The organism is Vibrio sp. TAP-3B (genome assembly GCF_057784735.1).
Map to the genome: position 1 here is coordinate 14,012 of NZ_CM173496.1, position 18,731 is coordinate 32,742.

19 protein-coding genes are annotated in these 18,731 nt (G+C 42.1%); 4 read left to right on the top strand and 15 right to left on the bottom strand.

The genetic code is table 11. The features are described from left to right. Positions 1-482: 482 nt before the first annotated feature. The 9 genes from AC3D28_RS14430 to AC3D28_RS14470 form a co-directional block, all read right to left on the bottom strand. On the bottom strand, positions 483-641 hold the full coding sequence (locus AC3D28_RS14430; RefSeq protein ID WP_098413982.1) for a YoaH family protein: 159 nt from the start codon (positions 639-641) through the stop codon (positions 483-485). Between the two features lie 42 nt (positions 642-683). Further along, positions 684-1,805, bottom strand: a complete 1,122-nt coding sequence (locus tag AC3D28_RS14435) for a conjugal transfer protein TraF (protein ID WP_488536463.1) — start codon at positions 1,803-1,805, stop codon at positions 684-686. Between the two features lie 58 nt (positions 1,806-1,863). After that, positions 1,864-2,745, bottom strand: coding sequence for a DUF2861 family protein (locus AC3D28_RS14440; protein ID WP_098413980.1), 882 nt, complete (start codon positions 2,743-2,745; stop codon positions 1,864-1,866). 6 nt (positions 2,746-2,751) lie between these two features. Next, complete coding sequence (gene vxrB, locus AC3D28_RS14445) at positions 2,752-3,414, bottom strand: response regulator transcription factor VxrB (RefSeq protein WP_098413979.1); 663 nt, start codon at positions 3,412-3,414, stop codon at positions 2,752-2,754. Then, positions 3,389-4,843, bottom strand: coding sequence for a sensor histidine kinase VxrA (vxrA, locus tag AC3D28_RS14450; RefSeq protein WP_098414509.1), 1,455 nt, complete (start codon positions 4,841-4,843; stop codon positions 3,389-3,391). Before vxrA ends, vxrB begins: the two co-directional genes overlap by 26 nt. 155 nt (positions 4,844-4,998) lie before the next feature. After that, positions 4,999-6,375 carry a Re/Si-specific NAD(P)(+) transhydrogenase subunit beta gene (pntB, locus tag AC3D28_RS14455; RefSeq protein ID WP_488536464.1) on the bottom strand — a complete coding sequence of 459 codons (1,377 nt, stop codon included), beginning with the start codon at positions 6,373-6,375 and terminating at the stop codon, positions 4,999-5,001. 8 nt (positions 6,376-6,383) lie between these two features. Further along, on the bottom strand, positions 6,384-7,940 hold the full coding sequence (locus tag AC3D28_RS14460) for a Re/Si-specific NAD(P)(+) transhydrogenase subunit alpha (protein ID WP_488536465.1): 1,557 nt from the start codon (positions 7,938-7,940) through the stop codon (positions 6,384-6,386). 448 nt (positions 7,941-8,388) lie between these two features. Further along, the gene (locus tag AC3D28_RS14465; protein ID WP_098413976.1) at positions 8,389-8,670 is read right to left on the bottom strand and encodes an HlyU family transcriptional regulator; all 282 of its coding nucleotides are present in this window, start codon (positions 8,668-8,670) and stop codon (positions 8,389-8,391) included. A gap of 41 nt (positions 8,671-8,711) precedes the next feature. Beyond that, positions 8,712-9,077 carry a late competence development ComFB family protein gene (locus AC3D28_RS14470; protein WP_098413975.1) on the bottom strand — a complete coding sequence of 122 codons (366 nt, stop codon included), beginning with the start codon at positions 9,075-9,077 and terminating at the stop codon, positions 8,712-8,714. Positions 9,078-9,335: 258 nt separating this feature from the next. Between AC3D28_RS14470 and AC3D28_RS14475 the strand changes: the two genes are divergently transcribed. Continuing rightward, positions 9,336-10,574 (top strand): GGDEF domain-containing protein, encoded by a 1,239-nt coding sequence (locus AC3D28_RS14475; protein WP_488536466.1) that lies wholly within the window; start codon positions 9,336-9,338, stop codon positions 10,572-10,574. A gap of 24 nt (positions 10,575-10,598) precedes the next feature. Here AC3D28_RS14475 and AC3D28_RS14480 read toward each other — a convergent pair whose 3' ends face one another. Continuing rightward, positions 10,599-11,591, bottom strand: a complete 993-nt coding sequence (locus AC3D28_RS14480) for a Solitary outer membrane autotransporter beta-barrel domain (protein ID WP_488536467.1) — start codon at positions 11,589-11,591, stop codon at positions 10,599-10,601. Then, the gene (locus AC3D28_RS14485; protein WP_488536468.1) at positions 11,588-12,547 is read right to left on the bottom strand and encodes a GGDEF domain-containing response regulator; all 960 of its coding nucleotides are present in this window, start codon (positions 12,545-12,547) and stop codon (positions 11,588-11,590) included. Before AC3D28_RS14485 ends, AC3D28_RS14480 begins: the two co-directional genes overlap by 4 nt. 316 nt (positions 12,548-12,863) lie before the next feature. On the opposite strand from AC3D28_RS14485, the gene AC3D28_RS14490 reads away from it, so the two are divergent. Then, positions 12,864-13,301: a DUF3069 domain-containing protein gene (locus tag AC3D28_RS14490; protein WP_488536469.1), complete on the top strand. Its 438-nt coding sequence runs from the start codon at positions 12,864-12,866 to the stop codon at positions 13,299-13,301. Between the two features lie 79 nt (positions 13,302-13,380). Here the strand turns inward: AC3D28_RS14490 and modC are convergent, their stop codons facing one another. The 4 genes from modC to AC3D28_RS14510 are packed head-to-tail and all read right to left on the bottom strand — an operon-like array spanning position 13,381 to position 17,446. Next, positions 13,381-14,487, bottom strand: coding sequence for a molybdenum ABC transporter ATP-binding protein ModC (modC, locus tag AC3D28_RS14495; protein ID WP_488536470.1), 1,107 nt, complete (start codon positions 14,485-14,487; stop codon positions 13,381-13,383). Continuing rightward, the gene (modB, locus tag AC3D28_RS14500) at positions 14,484-15,173 is read right to left on the bottom strand and encodes a molybdate ABC transporter permease subunit (RefSeq protein WP_488536471.1); all 690 of its coding nucleotides are present in this window, start codon (positions 15,171-15,173) and stop codon (positions 14,484-14,486) included. The genes modC and modB overlap by 4 nt, the downstream gene beginning before the upstream one ends. A 12-nt stretch (positions 15,174-15,185) precedes the next feature. Continuing rightward, positions 15,186-15,938 (bottom strand): molybdate ABC transporter substrate-binding protein, encoded by a 753-nt coding sequence (gene modA / locus AC3D28_RS14505; protein WP_488536472.1) that lies wholly within the window; start codon positions 15,936-15,938, stop codon positions 15,186-15,188. Between the two features lie 56 nt (positions 15,939-15,994). Then, positions 15,995-17,446: a cobyric acid synthase gene (locus AC3D28_RS14510; protein ID WP_488536473.1), complete on the bottom strand. Its 1,452-nt coding sequence runs from the start codon at positions 17,444-17,446 to the stop codon at positions 15,995-15,997. A gap of 159 nt (positions 17,447-17,605) precedes the next feature. On the opposite strand from AC3D28_RS14510, the gene AC3D28_RS14515 reads away from it, so the two are divergent. Together AC3D28_RS14515 and AC3D28_RS14520 are read left to right on the top strand one after the other, a co-directional pair. Continuing rightward, positions 17,606-17,974 carry a YgiW/YdeI family stress tolerance OB fold protein gene (locus AC3D28_RS14515; protein ID WP_488536474.1) on the top strand — a complete coding sequence of 123 codons (369 nt, stop codon included), beginning with the start codon at positions 17,606-17,608 and terminating at the stop codon, positions 17,972-17,974. 151 nt (positions 17,975-18,125) lie between these two features. After that, a complete protein-coding gene (locus AC3D28_RS14520; RefSeq protein ID WP_179885580.1) occupies positions 18,126-18,662 on the top strand; it encodes a hypothetical protein in 537 nt (178 codons plus the stop codon). The last annotated feature ends 69 nt before the right edge of the window (positions 18,663-18,731 follow it).

Below are 18,731 nucleotides of genomic sequence, written 5' to 3' on the forward strand. Positions count from 1 at the left end.
GATCATGGCAATTAGCCTGAACCTCTTCTCGGTGAGTTGCAATGCAGCTGAAATGTCTGCAAGTGCTTACTGTACCTTAAACCTTAACTATGTCGGCATTATGACTCTCAGATCCTATGTTACCGCGTCTCTTTTATATTTTTCTAGCATATTTCACCACCCAAAAAACACACGCTATTCAGGATGTAATAAAATTACAGAAACATTCTTTTTCGCTTTATTGTTAGCGCAATCATCTTTTATAAGACCATGTAAATAAAGGAATTTCATCTTAAAATTCCTAAGATGGGCTTAACCTGATGTTGAAAGCGTAGTCTGTTAAATTCAAAAAGGTAAAATTTTACCTTTTTAGTTTGGGGTATTTATGCGATGACTAATCTATATATAGTGTTACGTCGTAACTAAGTGAGGCGATGGAATGATGAGGGGGAAGGTTTTAATATAAAAAACAGGGTCTGAGCCCTGTTTTTTGAGTTTATGGTTTAATCTTGCTGCTGTTTATTGGCGTAATCAGCTCGAATCTTCTGAGCAACAATTTTTATGGCCTCAGCGGTACTTGTCCCCTTCGCCATCAATTCTTGAATTCGCTCTACAGCTTGTTGCTGCTCTTGGTGAGACAGCGGAGGTAAATCGTCAAACATAAAAAGCTCCTCATTTTTGTGGAGCTGACTATAACGATTCGCTCAATAGGTCGCAAGGAAATTAATTGAAGCGCCCATTGCATTTTCGTTCGTATACTGTGCCGCAATATCCAGCTCGATGAGATTCAGAGGTGATAAACCAATCCCTGCAGTGATAGTGCCCTCATTATTACTTTGAGCTAAGTTCTTCATGTATCCTGCACGTAACGCCATTTGACGTAAAATATCAAACTCAATTCCAGCACGGATCATCTGTGTATTATCGTCGAAAGAAGAAAATCGTTTTTCTTCATTCAAGTCGTAGTCAACACTCATGGTGAAGCAGTCAGCGACAATCCCCGCCCCTACGGTATAAATAGGACGCATGCTGTACTCATAGGATTTAATCGTATCGGCACCATATTGAAAGGATTTGGTTTTCACATCTCTTCCTATTAAGTTCTTTGCAGAAAGACCTAAACGATAAGGGCCAAAGAACCATAATGCACCTGCATCTAAGTTAAATATCGTTTCAGCTGTTTCATTTTCTCGTAAGTCTTTGGTGTCAAAGTGTTGAAAGCTTGTGGCGTAAGAGTATGTGTAAATACGCTGAAGTTTAGGCGTAATACCTAGTGAAAGGTGTTGATTCATAAAGTTGGTGTATTTGGCGAGCGAGACTCCTGCTTCAGCGACACCAATTGATACTCCTTGAACGTAGCTATCGTTCAGAGGATCGTTGCCCGAAGTGTCTATATTTGGTTGGACAAATGACTCGGTATACAACTTCCCGTATGCAGTGGCAGATAAAAACTGATTCGGAATGCCTATAGCGACGACGCCTCCAAGATCAAAGTCCATTCTCTTGCCGTTGATAGCGTTCATCGACGTTTTGATTTCATTGACATCATTGAGTTTGCTAATGCGTTCCATTTCATCAATAAGATCATATTGATCATTATAGTTTCCGCCGAAACTTGGTACGATCATACCTGCGTCATCGTTGCGGCGATAGATTGCGGTAAGTGCTGGGTTGAAAAATGGAGCGGTAAGATAAGTTGCTGATACCGTGCCAACACCACCCATCGCATCGCTGCGTGCTTCGATAGCATAAGTGGCGGCAGACGCAACATTAACGAAAATGGTTGCAGTGATGGCGGTGGCTAAAACTTTGAGTTGGATTTTCATATTACACTTACGATTTATTCTTCCTGAACATATATCGGCACAAGTGTAATTTCTTTAACTATTCTTCTTGAGAAAGATCATAAGTACGGCTGATAGTTTGAGCTTGTTCAACAATTATATCACCCTGCCAACGGCGGCTGTTAATGCTGACAGCAAGCACATATCGATCATTAGGTACACCAGCAAGCTCTAACGAGTTTGGATAGTTAGATTCGTAGGTCTTCTTCCATATTTGTTCATACTGGCCATCAATATAGTCATAGAGACCGACTTCAAGTTGTGGTAATGGGCAGTGCGGGTTGCGCAGAGCACTTTTTTCTACCTTCCAGTTCTCTTTTGACATCCAGCGAACATACTGTGAAGAGTTGGAGTCTCCTAAAATCACCCACGTTCGGTACTTTCGTTTGTCTTTTGCAACAATAGATAGGTGATATAAACCCGCTTCGAGTTTACCTGTCAGGTTATAGCGTTTTAAAAAGCTACGCTCATTAGCAAGCTCTGTCTCGTTAGCCGGTTCTTCTTTACTGAAAGAGCTATCTGCTGATATCGAATCATCTACCCAACGGTGGAATGAAATATCTTCAATATCGGTCGTTGCTCTTAACTTAACCACGAGTCGAAATGTATCACGACCCGGGCTTTGTATTGTTTGACGAATAACGTTCACACCACTTATCCATTCAGGCAGCGTTACATCTGTTAGCGATTTTCCGCAGTTTTTGGATAGTGATTGAGCAAGAAGTTCATTGAGGTGAGGCGTCAAGTCTCTACTTGATTCGGTTTGCCAAAGTTCAACGAGGGAGTTAAACATCCCAGCAAGATCATCTTCGAGTAAGTGTTGATGTGCCTGTATTAACGGTGTGTTGGTTTGAAACCAGTCCATCGCATGGACTGGTTTTACCAACATTAATGAGAGAACTACAGGGAGTAGTGTTTTCATTATTGTTTATGCTTTCATTTTGTAGCCAACACCACGAAGTGTTTCGATTTCTAGCCCTGGCAATTTTTGACGTAGCTGGAGTACGTGAGTGTCAACGGTACGTGTTGTAGGAAAGTGATTGTAACCCCATACATGGTCAAGCAACTCATCTCGAGTAAACACGCGTCCTAAATTAGATGCTAAAAACAGTAGCAGATCAAACTCAGTACGAGTTAGGGTGATAAGCTCATCTTTGTATGTCACTTCACGGGTTGCACGGTCAATCTTTAAATCTTTAGTCATCACTTTGTCAGCGCTGCTTTGCTCATCTGCATCCGGAGCTCGTAGCTGAGCACGAATTCTCGCAAAAAGTTCTGCTTCAGCAAAAGGCTTAGTCAAGTAATCGTTCGCGCCGGAATCAAGGCCAGCAACTTTATCTTTTACAGTAACGAGTGCCGTTAACAAGATAACTGGTACATCTTTAATCTGTTTCCACCCAGAGAGACATTGTACCGAGTCCCCATCTGGGAGTTGGCGATCGAGAATAACCAAGTCAGCTTTTTTCCATTGTGGTTCAACGTCAGCAATACGTTCCACATGTAAACACTCATATCCTGCTTGTTCCAGGCTTACTAACAGGCCATCAGCCAAGTTTTTATCGTCCTCAACGAGAAGCAGTGTCTGTTTCACAAGGTATCTCCAATATAAAAGTTGTAGGTGGTCCCATTAGGGACATTTTTCCGCCCATGCGGCCTACCATAGATTCAACGATTGTTAATCCAAGTCCTAATCCGCTTTTACTTACGAACGGCTTTTTCAAATTAGCCCAATCTTTAGCTGTTAGGCCACCAGCGTCACGGACTTGGAACTCTAGTTTTTCTTTACTGGTTGAAACGTTTAATTCAACCGGTGGAACGCCATACTTAAGTGCATTACGAAGCAAGTTATCGATACAGGTACCTAACCAGTACACATTAACTTTAGCAGCCGCATCTGCGTTGATGTTTAAAAGCACGGCATTATCAAATTCTTCTTCAATCTTAAATTCTAACCATTCTGCAACGGATGGAACCCAGTCTGTTGCAAGCATTTGGTTATCTGATTGTAAATAATCTTTACTCGCCTCTGCCAGTTGACGTAAACGACGCGTATCTTCACACAATCTTCGGAATTCGTCATATACACTTTCAGGTAGATGCTCAAACTCTCGACGGAAGCCTTCTACAGTCATAGAGAGTGATGCGATAGGCGTTCTTAACTCGTGTGTCAAAATTTGTAACACAAGCATTCGACTACGAAGTTCTTCACGCTTACTATTCCAACGATAAACAGCCCAACCAATCACAAGCAGGATATTCGCGATAACCAATATGATCATGCTGATCCGCAAAACTTGTGAGTGATCTTCTACATCCCAGCAAATGTTGCCTCGTTTTACGAAACAGCTTTTATTCTGTGATGCCAAAGCGTAAGAAAGGCCAGCATTCGCGACATTTTCTTGCCAGATATCTTTGTCAAAAACAAAGTAACGATCCCCACGACGTAGCCAAAATTCGTTATCTTCAATAAACATACTTGCGCCAGCAATCAAGGCATTAATGGCATCATCGTCCATGTTTTTCAAGCTTTCTAATAGTTCATCGCCCTCTTCATTGTCACGCTCTTTAATGTGCATGTATTGGGCTAACTTGGGTCTAAGTTCTGGATACTTATCAACATAACGAGCTGCGTAACTCCCACCGCCAGGATGGATAAGGCCACTACGTGAAAACCAACGTGGAGTAAGCTGTGTGCCTTTACAGATTGCTCTTGTAAATACCAAAGGCTCAGTGATCAAAGGGCTTAACGGCAATTTACCACGACAAGTATTTGCCAAACTATAAAGCTGTTGAATATCTTTTAATGGGTAATCGGACGTTTGCGGCAGAAGCGAATCTGGCGCAAGTAACTTAGTAGGATAATTTGATTGCAAAATACGAATATCATAAGACTTAAGAGCCATCTCATAGTTAAATAGCTCTGTAAACGTATCTATTCGTTCTGGTAGTGAATCGGAAAATGCAGGCGCCGACACAAACGGCAGTGTAGCTGCAAAACCGAGCAAAAACTGTTTAATCAAACTATTACCGTTACTTGTTACATTAGCCAAAACTATACATTAATCTAAATGCAATTGACATTAGCTGACGGCAGGATTTGCATTACTATAACATTGAAGAGAAAAGAAAAAGGGCCAGCAATTGCTGACCCTGAACAGTTTTAAATCAATAGTGATTACAATGCTTTAGAAATAGACTCAATACTTTCTTTTGCGTCGCCAAATAGCATTGAAGTATTTTCTTTGAAGAACAGTGGGTTCTGAACGCCTGCATAACCAGTATTCATTGAACGCTTGAATACAACGACGTTTTTCGCGTTCCAAACTTCCAACACCGGCATACCTGCAATTGGGCTGTTTGGATCTTCAAGTGCAGCAGGGTTTACTGTGTCGTTGGCACCAATGACCAGCACGGTATCGGTTTCAGGGAAGTCGTCATTAATTTCATCCATTTCCAGAACGATATCATATGGGACTTTTGCTTCTGCAAGCAACACGTTCATGTGACCAGGCAAACGGCCTGCGACTGGATGGATACCAAATCGCACATCAATACCCTGTGAGCGAAGTTTATCGGTGATCTCGTGTACTGGATATTGCGCTTGAGCCACAGCCATTCCATATCCCGGAGTGATGATGACTGATTTGGAGTTTTTCAGCATTTCAGCAACTTCTTCCGCCGTGGTTTCACGGTGTTCGCCCTGCTCTTCGTCACCAGAAATCACTATCTCTTGGCCAAAACCACCCGCTATCACACTAATGAAAGAGCGATTCATTGCTTTACACATAATATACGACAGTATCGCACCAGAAGAGCCAACTAATGCACCGGTTACGATCAGTAGGTCGTTTGCAAGCATAAAACCTGCCGCAGCCGCAGCCCAACCTGAGTATGAGTTCAGCATTGAAACGACAACTGGCATATCTGCACCACCTATTGATGCCACCAAATGGTAACCGAATGCAAACGCAATTAACGTCATCACTATTAGCGCGAACATGCTGCCATCGGCTTTTACGAAGTAAATCATAAGAAGCGTAGACACAACGACTGCCGCTAGGTTCATTTTGTGCTTATGAGGAAGGTTAAGCGGTGAAGAAGAAATTACACCACGTAGCTTACCAAATGCAACAATAGACCCAGTAAAGGTCACGGCACCGATAAACACACCAAGGAACACTTCCACGAGATGAATAACGTGTTCAGCATGCGTCACCGCTTCGGGGGCATCTAGGTAGCTATTATAACCAACAAGGACCGCTGCCAAACCAACAAAACTATGGAGGATTGCAACGAGCTCTGGCATTTCTGTCATTTCTACTTTCTTCGCGTAGAAAATACCAATCGCCCCACCAATCACCATCGCAATAATAACCCAAGCAAACCCTTGAGCTTCTGGACTGAAGATCGTTGCAATTAGCGCGATCGTCATACCAGCGATACCATAGTAATTACCATTACGCGCTGACTCTTGCTTAGAAAGTCCCGCTAAACTCATGATGAAAAATAATGCAGCAACAATGTAAGCTGCCTGTACTAATCCTGCAGACATTGTAACTCCTATTTATCTTTACGGAACATTTCAAGCATACGCTTGGTTACGGTGAAACCACCAAAGATGTTGATACTCGCGATCAACACAGCGATAAAGGATAGGAAGGAAACCACCCCATCACCTTGTCCAATTTGCAGTAATGCACCAACAACGATAATGCCTGAAATAGCATTAGTTACCGACATTAATGGCGTATGCAGTGCATGAGTTACGTTCCAAACCACGTAATAACCGACCACACAAGCTAAGACAAATACAGTGAAGTGCGAAAGGAATGCTGCTGGAGCGACAGATGCAATCCAAGCAAAAACACCAACCGCCGCTACTAACCCAACAATTTTTTTCGTTGGTGACGTTGGTTGTTCAACTTTTGGCTCTTTCTTAACTGGTTGCTCTTGTTTGGCTTGCGGCTGCGCTGAAACCTTAATAGGCGGCGCTGGCCACGTAATTTCGCCTTCTTTAACAACGGTAACACCACGAATGACAACATCTTCAAAGTCAATATTGATGTTGCCGTCTTTTTCTTTACAAAGCAGTTTTAGAAGGTTGACAAGGTTAGTTGCGTAAAGCTGAGATGATTGCGTCGGCAAACGACCGACCATGTCAGTGTAACCGACAATCTTAACGCCGTTATCTGTGGTAATGACTTGGTCTTTAACCGTGTACTCGCAGTTACCACCGTTCGCTGCTGCCAAGTCCACAATCACGCTACCCGCTTTCATGCTATCAACCATTTCTTTAGTGATCAGCGTCGGTGCAGGTTTGCCTGGGATAAGAGCGGTGGTAATGATGATATCAACATCTTTTGCTTGCTCTGCATAAAGCTCGGCTGCTTTTTTATTGAAGTCATCTGACATTTCTTTCGCGTAGCCATCTCCCGATCCCGCTTCCTCTTGGAATTCAACGGTCAGGAACTCAGCACCCATCGATTCAACTTGTTCTTTTACTTCTGGACGCACGTCAAACGCACGTACAATCGCACCAAGACTGCCAGCTGCACCGATAGCAGCGAGACCAGCAACACCAGCTCCGGCTACAAGTACTTTTGCGGGCGGAACTTTACCAGCAGCCGTTATTTGCCCCGTAAAGAAGCGACCAAACTCATGGGCTGCTTCAACGACGGCGCGATAACCAGCGATGTTTGCCATTGAAGAGAGCGCGTCTAAAGCCTGTGCACGAGAGATACGAGGAACAGAATCCATCGCGAGAACGTTAATGTTCTTGCTTGAAAGTTGCGCCATCAACTCCGTTTGTTGCGCAGGCCAAATAAAGCTAATCAGCGTCGCACCATCTTGTAGCAATGCGATCTCGTCGATATTTTTCTCTTTATCTACGATTGGGGCATTTACTTTTAAGATAAGGCCTGATGTCCATACTTCTTCGCTAGAAACGATTTTCGCCCCAGCGGCTTCATAAGCGGCATCGTCGAAACTCGCTAGCTTCCCTGCCTGAGATTCAATCGCGACATCGAATCCCAATTTTATTAACTGCTCAACCGATTTGGGTGACGCAGCCACTCGCGATTCGCCCGCGAGTATCTCTTTAGGTACACCGATTTGCAAAACGCATACTCCTTGTATACATATCAATAAATTAGTTCTAAATAAGAGCTAAGCCGAAGCTCTTTACTCTAATTTTTTCTTCTTTCAATCTGTTGTTGATTACGCAAAATCATTTCAAACGGGTAATGCCGTTTAGAGCGCCTATTTGCGCTGTAACACCTTGACTAACAGTCCTACTATGATTCTGTTTGTATCTAACGAGTGTCATGACTTCAAGTGTTTTGTAATTAAAAAGACTAAATATCATGACATATAACGTTAAGTAATGAGTGATTGTATCTCTGACGACGATAAATAACAGCGTCTAACACTACGACTACACCAAGGTCTTACCAGTCAGTTGCTAACCACTTAGTTAACAAGTATTTAAGCTAAAAAAAGAAAGAGCCATCAGCATATACACTAATGGCTCTCTTTAAGATGATTGGAGTCAAGTTGCGGTGAATTGTTAATCGAAGATTTTGTCACCCATTTGATCGATGAACATCTGAGATTTCTTTAACATGAGTTCATTCGCTTCGTGTTCTGAACCAAGCAAATCGGAACGAATGAAACGGTGTGTTTTGATTTCCCCATCACACTTTTTTTCAATGCGACCTGCAATGCGGTACTGACCACCTTCAGAGAGGCTCTCCTGATAAATCAAGAAGCCTTTATACTCTATTGGTTCTAACGTTTTTACTTCGGTCGTTTTTTCGCCATCGCCAAATAAACGTGAAAAAAATCCCACAATTCCTCCTTGGATTAATAACTGACTTGGATCTTCATTACTTAATGTTTGATATTGAGAATAGGTTTCTCGTACCAATCCAACTCTTTGTCTTCATCATAACTGGTATGCGTAAAAATGACAGGTACATCGTCATCACGATCTTTACGTCTATCTTCCTGAATCATTGCCACCGCGTTGTGTACGGCAACGTCAGCACTTTGCTTGAACTGAATTATTTTGCGTTCTGGAAGAGAAGATAAAAAATCAATGTCATGACGAATATAAACGGGCTTCAGCTGAATCAGCGCTAAACACGCAATATCGGCCAATTGTTCATTATCAAATTGATTGATGAATTGCGGCGAACTCAGTACTTGGCCAACTAAGGTTTCCATATAATTATGTACGTCTGAACTTATCTGCATTACCGAACCTCCTTTATCCTATGACAGCAAGTATAGCAACGACATGCTGATAACAAGTCATTGATTGCTCTTAATTTAGTCAAACCCTCTCTTTTTGTCGCAATATCCACCAAAATGCTTGGGAAAATAACCAAATAGTCGTATTCTTGCTAGTTCCAACAGCAAGCAAATCAATGACAATAGAATTAATGTATTGGTTAAATGTTTAATGTAGCTCTAACTAGATATCATCAACTATTTGTAGGCAGTTTGTAATAGATGTTCTCATCGTTAATTACCTCATCAAGCTTTAGATTCACATTCCCGATAGTATTATTGGGCATAGTGAGTTTGGGTATAAAAAACATCATTCAAGTGACTCAGTCAAATTGGGGCATTGTCGCCAACTTACCTTATATTTTATTGGGCTGTGCGCTATTGCTCTGCTATTCATTTAAGCAAGGACGGGAGTCCATGGTGTGCTTGGCGATGCTATTGGCGTATTCTGTCATTCAACATCGATTGCAAGTGCCATTAAGCAGCGGCACTGCTCTACTGGAACTGACGATTTTAGCTACGTTACTTCCAGTTTCTTTCCTCGCTGTTTTTTTGTTCAGTAAAGACGGGCTCAACTCTAGAGCCATGATGACTTACATCTTGATGTTAGCAATATTTGTGCTCTGTGCTTACATCGCGTTAGAGTACTATGTTGTTGGCGGGTTTGAGCAATGGACAAGTGGCATTTTGTTCATTGTACCTAGCATTTCTAAACTCCCTTTTATTTTAGTTTTATACTGCATTGGCATTGTATGCTTTTTGGGCATTCTGGTTTTAAAGAAAAACAAGATTATCCATGTCATGACTTACTCTGCGATGATGCTGGCCTCCGCAACCTTCATCTTTTTTGATGTACAGTACATCTCTAGTACCATGTTTACATTAACAGGCCTGCTCATCATTATTTATGCCACATCAACAAGCCACCAACTGGCATTTACAGACAGCTTAACGTTGATTCCAAGCCGACGTGCGCTCGACCTCGATCTCAAGCATATGGGTAGGAAATATACTATCGCCATGCTTGATGTGGATCACTTTAAAAAGTTTAACGACACCTATGGACACGATACGGGGGATGACGTTTTGAAAATGGTCGCTTCTCTGCTAACGAAAACGCCAGGCGGTGCCAAGGTTTATCGATTTGGAGGAGAAGAATTTACTATCGTGTTTAAAGGTAAATATACCGACGAGTGTAAAGAGCATTTGGAGACAGCACGTAAATCGATCGCTGGTTATGAAATGATTTTACGAGATGAAGAGTCTCGTCCTGACGATCACAAGCAAGGGCAGAAAAAACGTGGTAACGACAGTTCGAGGAGAAAGTCGGTCTTTGTTACCGCAAGCTTCGGAGCGGCCGACAGCAGAAACGGGCAAGCACCTCAGGACGTGATTAAGTTAGCGGACGAAGCGCTTTACAAAGCGAAAAAGGCTGGACGCAATTGCGTGAGGCTTCATTAATACCCCAGAGCGAAAGCTAGCTGACTAGTCTTGATTAAAGAACAAGACTAAGCTTCCTCCTTTTAACGCACTGCCATAATTGATCGTTAACCCTATCCCAAGATTATCTATCCAATCGGAGTCAAATGGCGGTGTCATTAGCCATCCAACACTAGCTTCGTAATAGTGCGCAGTATTCATGGGTTTTCTTGTATCACCGCCAATATCAACTCGATTGAAGCTCGAATACACCGACTGCACAGTATCTCCAATGTGGGTGAAATCATAAAACACTTTTACTCCATTCACCCAATACCAACCTTCCGGATTGCCAATATCACCATTATTTGCCTTGCCCCAACCAGTGCCATAAAAATAGTGAGGAGCCGACCAGAGGTACCATTTCCCCCACGACTCATGCTCTAGGTACCTGAGCTTTGTGTTGACTTCTCCAACAACGGCCCAAGCACTCGTGTTTAGATATACACCCTCTAGAAATGGTTTTAGGTCATTGAGTGCATTACTACGATAACTATAATCGTTTTGGTAATACATTAAGTGTGAGCCGATTGCGCCACTAAGCGTTAGTTTGTCAGTGAGGTATTTTTCTCCAGCAAACTCAATATATCCGCCAATGACTAACTCTTTACTTTTATCTGGAATCTGTCCTTGTTGGTCTACATACACATCTTGCTCTGTACTTAACGCATAAACTCGGCCATTTAATAGATAATGAGTTTGTATTCCCTCTTGTTCAAACAAATCAAAACTAAATGGTAGCGTTGATACAGCGATCTTCTTTCTGAGATCAACCGAATCTCGAGTACCAATGTCTTCGTTATCTATGTTGAAGTATTCGTTCGGATCGAAATCATGAAATCCAACCGTAAAGACATCGCTATCTGACAGAACGATCCCAATAGCAAAGTTCCTTTCATATTCTTTTTGTATCTGCTCTTGAATCGAATTAGCCTTAGAACACAATGAAAAAAGTGACAGTGTAGATAAGGCATAAATATTGATAACAGCTTGTTTCAACTTGTATTTACCACCGTATGTGTATTTCTTCCTAAAGATTTTGAGGTATACAGCGCTCTATCCACCGTCGCATACAATTCAGACTGCTGCTCTTTTCCCGTCGGCTGAAAAACAAAGACGCCCTGTGACACTGTCACTCTATTTGAGACGCTTGAATATTCATGAGGATAATCGAGAAAATACATCGCCTCTTGTATACGCTCTGCTTCTCTTTCTGCCGATCGAGCATCGGTACAACCTAGTAACACCACAAACTCCTCTCCTCCATATCGTCCTACATATTCACCTGAACGGCAAAACGTAGTTTTAAGTTGATTTGCGATAGCTTGTAAGCAACGGTCACCTTCTATGTGACCGTAATGATCATTAAAAGATTTGAAAAAATCTACGTCTAACAAAATCATCGCCATTGATATATGGTGACGTCCATGCGATGTCACCATAGATTCAAGTTTTTGATCGATATAACGACGGTTATAAAGTTTAGTTAATCCATCTTCATTAGCTTGTTGAGTCAGCAGTTGGTTCACTTGCTCTAGTTGAGCCGTAGCCTGTTTAAGCTCTCGTCTCATGTGAGCAATGCGCCGCATAGCAATTAATTTTGAATTTAAAACGAGCTTATCAACCGGTTTGATTAAGTAGTCATCACCTCCTGCCTCAATCGCTTTCGCAATCATTTCCGGTTCTTCGTGACTACTCAAGAAGATAATAGGAACCCAATCTGTAAAGGTTTCTCTTACATGTAAAGAAACTTCAAAGCCGTTCATTTCCGGCATGGAGATATCAAGCAAAACTAATTCAGGATCAAAGCTCTCATACGTATTTAAAGCTTCTCGACCACTTCCTACTGCTTTCACGATATGCCCTAATTGTTTAAGACGAATGGCCAACTGCATTCTGTCTAGTTGAACATCATCAATTAGGAGAATACGCATTGATGTCCCTGTTTCCTGCATAACGCGTTCCATCCTTTATGTTTGTCTTTATTAAACATATACCATATGTTATAGACTCGTTACCTTACATCTGTAATTAAGTGTTATATTTTTGTTTAATTGTCTCGAAATCAAATAACTAACTCGAGAACTCTGGTAACTTTAGTCATATTGGCTCAATGTTGAATGAACGGTTTACTCAGTTGAGTCCAAAGTCCTGACCAATCCTGACGAGTCGTATAAACTCGTTCCTGATGGTCACCTTATCGTCACTTGGGTATAGCTATTTGATGTATTTGGTATTAACATTTCCGCCTTTTGTAATGAGAGACACACCATGTCAGAAGCAACTAACAGTGAAAGCAAAAAAATAGATCTAACAACCATTTCTCCTGAGCTACGTAAAGTTATTGAATTTGAAGAAGTTCCAGAGCAAATGTTCGAAATGGTTACCTCTATCCATGAAGTATCAGAAGAAGCTGTTCGTGCGTCTTGGGACGCCATGCCTGCAAGCGCACAAAATATCCTAGATAACTTCGAGCAATTCCACGCTCTAGTCTCGATAAGCCAAGCATTTGCTGGCATTAACGTAATGGAAGAGTTCCCGACTCTTAATCTGCCAGAAGACATGACAGATGAAGATAAAGAAGAATACCGTTCTCAATTACTTGATAGCGTTCTTCACAACAGTGTGAAAGACATGGTTAAGCAACTAAAAAAAGCACGTCGTGACCCAATTCTAAAACATGAATTTAAGGAAGTATTTGCAAAGTAATTTTGTTTTTACAAAAGATTAAGGCCGCTTTTGCGGCCTTTTTTGATCTCGTGATCGTTATCGCTATTTCATCGAGCGTTTAATGTGGTGCTAACACAACGTCTTTTTGAGTAACACTCACCCCTTTAATTTGCGCAAAAACGCGATCCCCCTCTTTTAGATTGAGATCGTCCAATGCCCAAGGTGTGATGGTGGCCCATAAATAGCATCTATCGTCTAGCTGTAATGAAACACTGATGCTCTGTTTGTCATCTGCCGCATTAAATACTTCTATCGAATCAACAACGGCTGGTAATATATTCCGAATCGACGTTGCCTTAGGCTTTTCCAAAGTAATCGACACGTCATTTGCACGCACTTGTAAGCGAATTTGCGTGTCTGGTTCACCATCAATCTTTTGTACCCATAAAGACGCATTAGGTGCAAGCTTCACGTAAGTCAGAGCATACTGTTCATGATGCGCTGCAATTTTCCCTTCAAACAAACTACTTTGGTCAGAGAACGATTGCCAAGGACGCATTGCATGAGAGGCCCAGACTTCTTCTAGCTTACCTGCGGTTATGATTTGACCTTGATCAATAATAGTAAGGTGTTGAGCCAGCCTTAAAATCTCCTGCAGACTATGAGTGACATAGACAATAGGAATATTCACTGTATCCGAAAGCTCTTCAAGGAATGGCATCACTTCTCGTTTTCTGGGCATATCAAGTGAGGCTAATGGTTCATCCATTAACAGTAGGTTCGGTTTCGATAACAAAGCTCGCGCAATAGCCACACGTTGCTTTTCACCACCAGAAAGCGAAATTGGGAAACGCTTTAGTAGTGGCTTGATAGAAAGAAGTTCAGTAACAGCGTCAAAATAGGCATCATCCTTATCTTCTGCGCCATACAATAAATTACCTTGTACTGAGTAATGAGGAAACAAGCGTGAGTCCTGAAATACGTAACCGATCTTACGTTTATACGTTGGCAAGTTGATATTCAATTCACTATCAAATAGAACATGATCGCCAATCGCTACTCTTCCCTGCTCAGGAATAACCAAACCACTAATGATATTAATAAGTGTTGTCTTACCCGCGCCAGAACGGCCAAATAACGCGCTAATCCCGTTACGTGGTAACTCCAAGTCGATATCAAAATCGGTTTCGCCAAGTGATTGTTTAAATTGAATTTGAATTGTCATCGCTTAGCCCCCAATCGAGTCGCAGCTTTACGGTTTAACCATTCTGATATCATGAGTGTCGATAATGCTAAGATTATTGAGATGATACAGAGCCGAGCCGCTTCCATCTCCGCTCCAGGCGTCTCGATAAAATTGTACATCGCTAATGGGATTGTTTGAGTCTCCCCAGGAATGTTAGAAACGAAGCTAATTGTCGCGCCAAACTCACCAAGGCTACGCGCAAATGACAACATAGTGCCTGTAATGATACCCGGAATGGTGAGAGGCAAAGTAATAGTCAAAAACACTTTTAATGGTGAAGCACCTAATGTTGACGCCGCATGCTCAAGCTTAGGGTCGACATTCTCAAGACTCAAGCGAACGGATCGAACCATCAAAGGCAGAGCAACCACAATGCAAGCGACGACCGCTCCTTTCCAATTGAAACTGAACACCAACCCCAAATGTTCATAGAGCCAACGGCCAAGAAAGCCTTGGCGTCCCAAAGAGACCAGCAATAGATAACCAATAACCACTGGCGGTAAAACCAGTGGTAAATGTATCAAGCTATCAAGGATCGATTTGCCAAAAAACGCTTTACGTGAGAGTAACCAAGCAAGAGTTATCCCTAAGGGAATAAGCCAAAGCACGGCATAAGCACCGACTTTTAAACTTAAAATTAAGGCTTGGTATTCCAGTTCCGTCACTCTATTCCCTTATCACTGAAAGCCATACTGAACAAAGATACGTTTTGCTTTATCCGATCTTAAGTATTGAAAGAACTGCTTCGACTCTGTTGAATTCTTAACCATCGCCGCAGGATAAATAATATCGGCGTGCGTATCACTTTTAAACTCGCCAATAACTTTTACTTTATCCGTTAACTGAGCGTCGGTTTTATACACGATACCGAGCGGGGCTTCACCACGTTCAACAAGAGCTAAAGCAAGGCGAACATTTTTAGCTGGAGCGACCCTGTGTTGAATATTTTTCCATACTCCAAGTGTGTGCAGTGATTCTTTAGCATACATTCCTGCTGGGACGGAGGCTGGGTTACCAAGCGCGAGACGATTGTCGTTCAACGCTACTTCCCACGCATCTCCATCCGAAAAATCAAACGTCGCGAGCTTCGAATATTGAGGAGTAATCAGGACCAAACTATTGCGCACTAGGTTAGTGACATTGTCACGATTAATGATATTTTCATCAACTAAATAGTCCATCCATTTCGTATTCGCAGAGATAAATATATCTGCTGGCGCACCATTCATGATTTGTCGAGCGATCGAAGAGGAACCACTATAAACAGGGGTTACCGTGACATTGTACTTGTCTTCAAAATCCTGCGCGATTTTGTCGATAGCGTTGGTCATAGAGGACGCTGCGTAAACTTTGAGATCCGGTGTCGCGTTGGCGGAAAATGAAAGACTTAATATTGCCGCAAGGCAAGCATGCGTTTTCCATGCTTTCATAGGTACACTCCAGAACAAGATGAGAAAAATACGTTTAGGCTCAATTGGTTAAGGTGTTATTTAAACAGAAAGTCAAGATTCATGTGTTGTTCTATCGCATCCGCAATGCGATTAATTCCTAACTCTTTAAGTGCTTCAACGTCTTGTTGTTGAACTTGTATACCATTTGCCCACTCAGTAATAAGATTTAACGCTTCTACTTGATCCAAGAAACCGTGTAAATAAGTACCCATAACTTGCCGACACTCACTAATGGCACCATCACATTCCCCAGCGTTTAACTTCAGTGGTTGCTCATCAAATACTTGACTCCTACCCACATGAATCTCATAGCCTTTAACTTTGGCGTCTTGATTATTAAGGCGCAGCAAGGCTTCAATTTGAGTGACTTGTTTAGTGCCTGTCAGCACCGTATGGACGTTCAATAGCCCTAGACCTTCACTTGAGCCAGGCTTACCTTCAACTCCGTCTGGGTCATCAATACTTTTCCCTAACATTTGGTAACCACCACAAATACCAAGCACTTTCCCACCAAGGCGAAGATGACGTTGGATGTCTTTATCCCAACCTTGGCTTTTTAAGTATTTCAAATCGTCTCTTACGGATTTTGTTCCGGGCAAAATAACCAAATCAGCTTTATCAATTCTTTCCCCTTTACCAACGTAACGTAGATTGATGTCAGGATTGAGACGCAGCACATCAAAGTCCGTGTGGTTACTGATACGTGTTAGTACCGGAACCACGACGTTCAATTTGACTTCAGAGGCCAATTCTTGGTGCGTTGTTATTGCGTCCTCTGCCTCTAAATTCAGTCCGTGCAAATAAGGTAAGACACCTAATACTGGTTTACCTGTTTTGTCTTCCAGCCAATCAAGACCAGATTGCAATAAACGAATATCCCCACGGAATCGATTAATGACGAAACCTTTTACTCTGGCCTGCTCTGTTTTCGACAACAGCGCTAATGTGCCGTACAAGTGCGCGAAAACGCCTCCTCGATCAATATCAGCCACAATGATCACCGGCACGTCAGCGGCTTCCGCAAACCCCATGTTGGCAATATCACCTTCTCTTAAATTGATTTCCGCAGGGCTACCCGCCCCTTCAATCATTACTGAATCAAACTCTTGCGTTAGTTTTGAAAAAGAGTCTAACACTGTATCCATCGCGACTTTCTTATAATCATGAAAACCAGCCGCATCCATATTAGAAATCGCTTTACCTTGCAAAATGATTTGAGCTCCGGTATCGCTATTTGGTTTGATAAGGACCGGATTCATATGCACTGTCGGCTCGATATTACATGCTTGTGCCTGAACAGCCTGGGCGCGCCCTATTTCGCCACCATCTTTGGTTACCGCACTATTCAATGCCATATTTTGTGGTTTGAATGGGGCAACGTTTATCCCTTTTCTTGCTAATACACGGCATAAACCTGCCACAAGTACACTTTTTCCGGCATCTGAGGTAGTGCCTTGGACCATTAAAGATGGGATCGCTGTTTTCATGAACATTTGTAAAGAGTAAAAGAAGATGGGTAATCATAACGTTATCATTACCCCATACTCAAGCGAATGAATCGAATATGAATAAGGGAATCATGATTGGTTCAAACAAGGTTTGTTTTAATAGCATTATCAAAAAAAACCTACTGATAGGAGTTAGACATGAAAAAGAACACTATTATCGCCACCATTGCAGCATTAGTGATGACACCTTTCATCGCTAATGCCAAGGATCACAGTCAGTCCAGCTTTCAATTCAACGGCCCAGTTTCTGTAGAAAAACTCGACACTTTGCTCCAAGACTCTGGGATGTTTACTGAAAAAGATGTGATCGTAGAAGGTAATTTATTACGTCAGGTACGCGCGGAAACCTTTATTTTTAGTGATGGTTCTGGCGAGATCATGGTTGAACTCGATGACGATATTCGCCTCACTTCACCGATTGATCACACCACCAAAGTTCGCCTCTTTGGTGAGCTTGAAGGAGGCAGTAAGCCAGAAATAGAAGTAGAAAAATTGGTTGTCTTATAAAAGGAATATCGGCTCCCAATTCCAACCAAAGACAACCGCACTACCTAGATTGTTTGGTGACGACAAGTGAATTAAATGATACTTTGTAAAAAGTGGTCTGCTTCTTGCTGACCACTTTTTGTTCGTTTTAACCATCTTGCCCGGAGACACCATGCTAGGTAAAGCTCTAAAGGTTGCAGCCTTTGGTTTGTGCGCTGTTTTGCCACTTTCCGCACATGCAAATAATTTCAACTACAACACGATGGAATTCCGCATGGGTACAAGCCCAGGTACGTTTGGGGGCGAGTTCACAACCTACTTTACCGAAAATACGCATTTTATTGGTCGTGCAGATAGTGAGTTCAGTGGCGACTGGGACATCGCTGGTGGTATCGGATTTAATGGCCCTGCTGGTCAGTTTGCTGATATTTATGGCCAAATGTTAGTGCACAATATTAAAGAAAGTGGTAACGATAAAATCGGAGAAGAATGGCGCACAGAAGTTAACATCGGTACCCGTATTTGGTTTTTGCAAAATGTGGAGTTGCATGCGCGTCTTGGCCAAATAATGGATAATGACGATACCAACACCGTTTATAATGTTGGCGCTCGATTCCATTCAACTCAGCAATTATCACTGGGTGTCGACTTCAAAAATAATGGTGTTTACGGGCAACAGTTAGTGATGTCTGCACGGTTTGCATTCTAATTAAATCGATTTCAAAATAAAAAATGGCCCTCAACATGGAGGCCATTTTTTTGTTTAACTGGTTAGGCT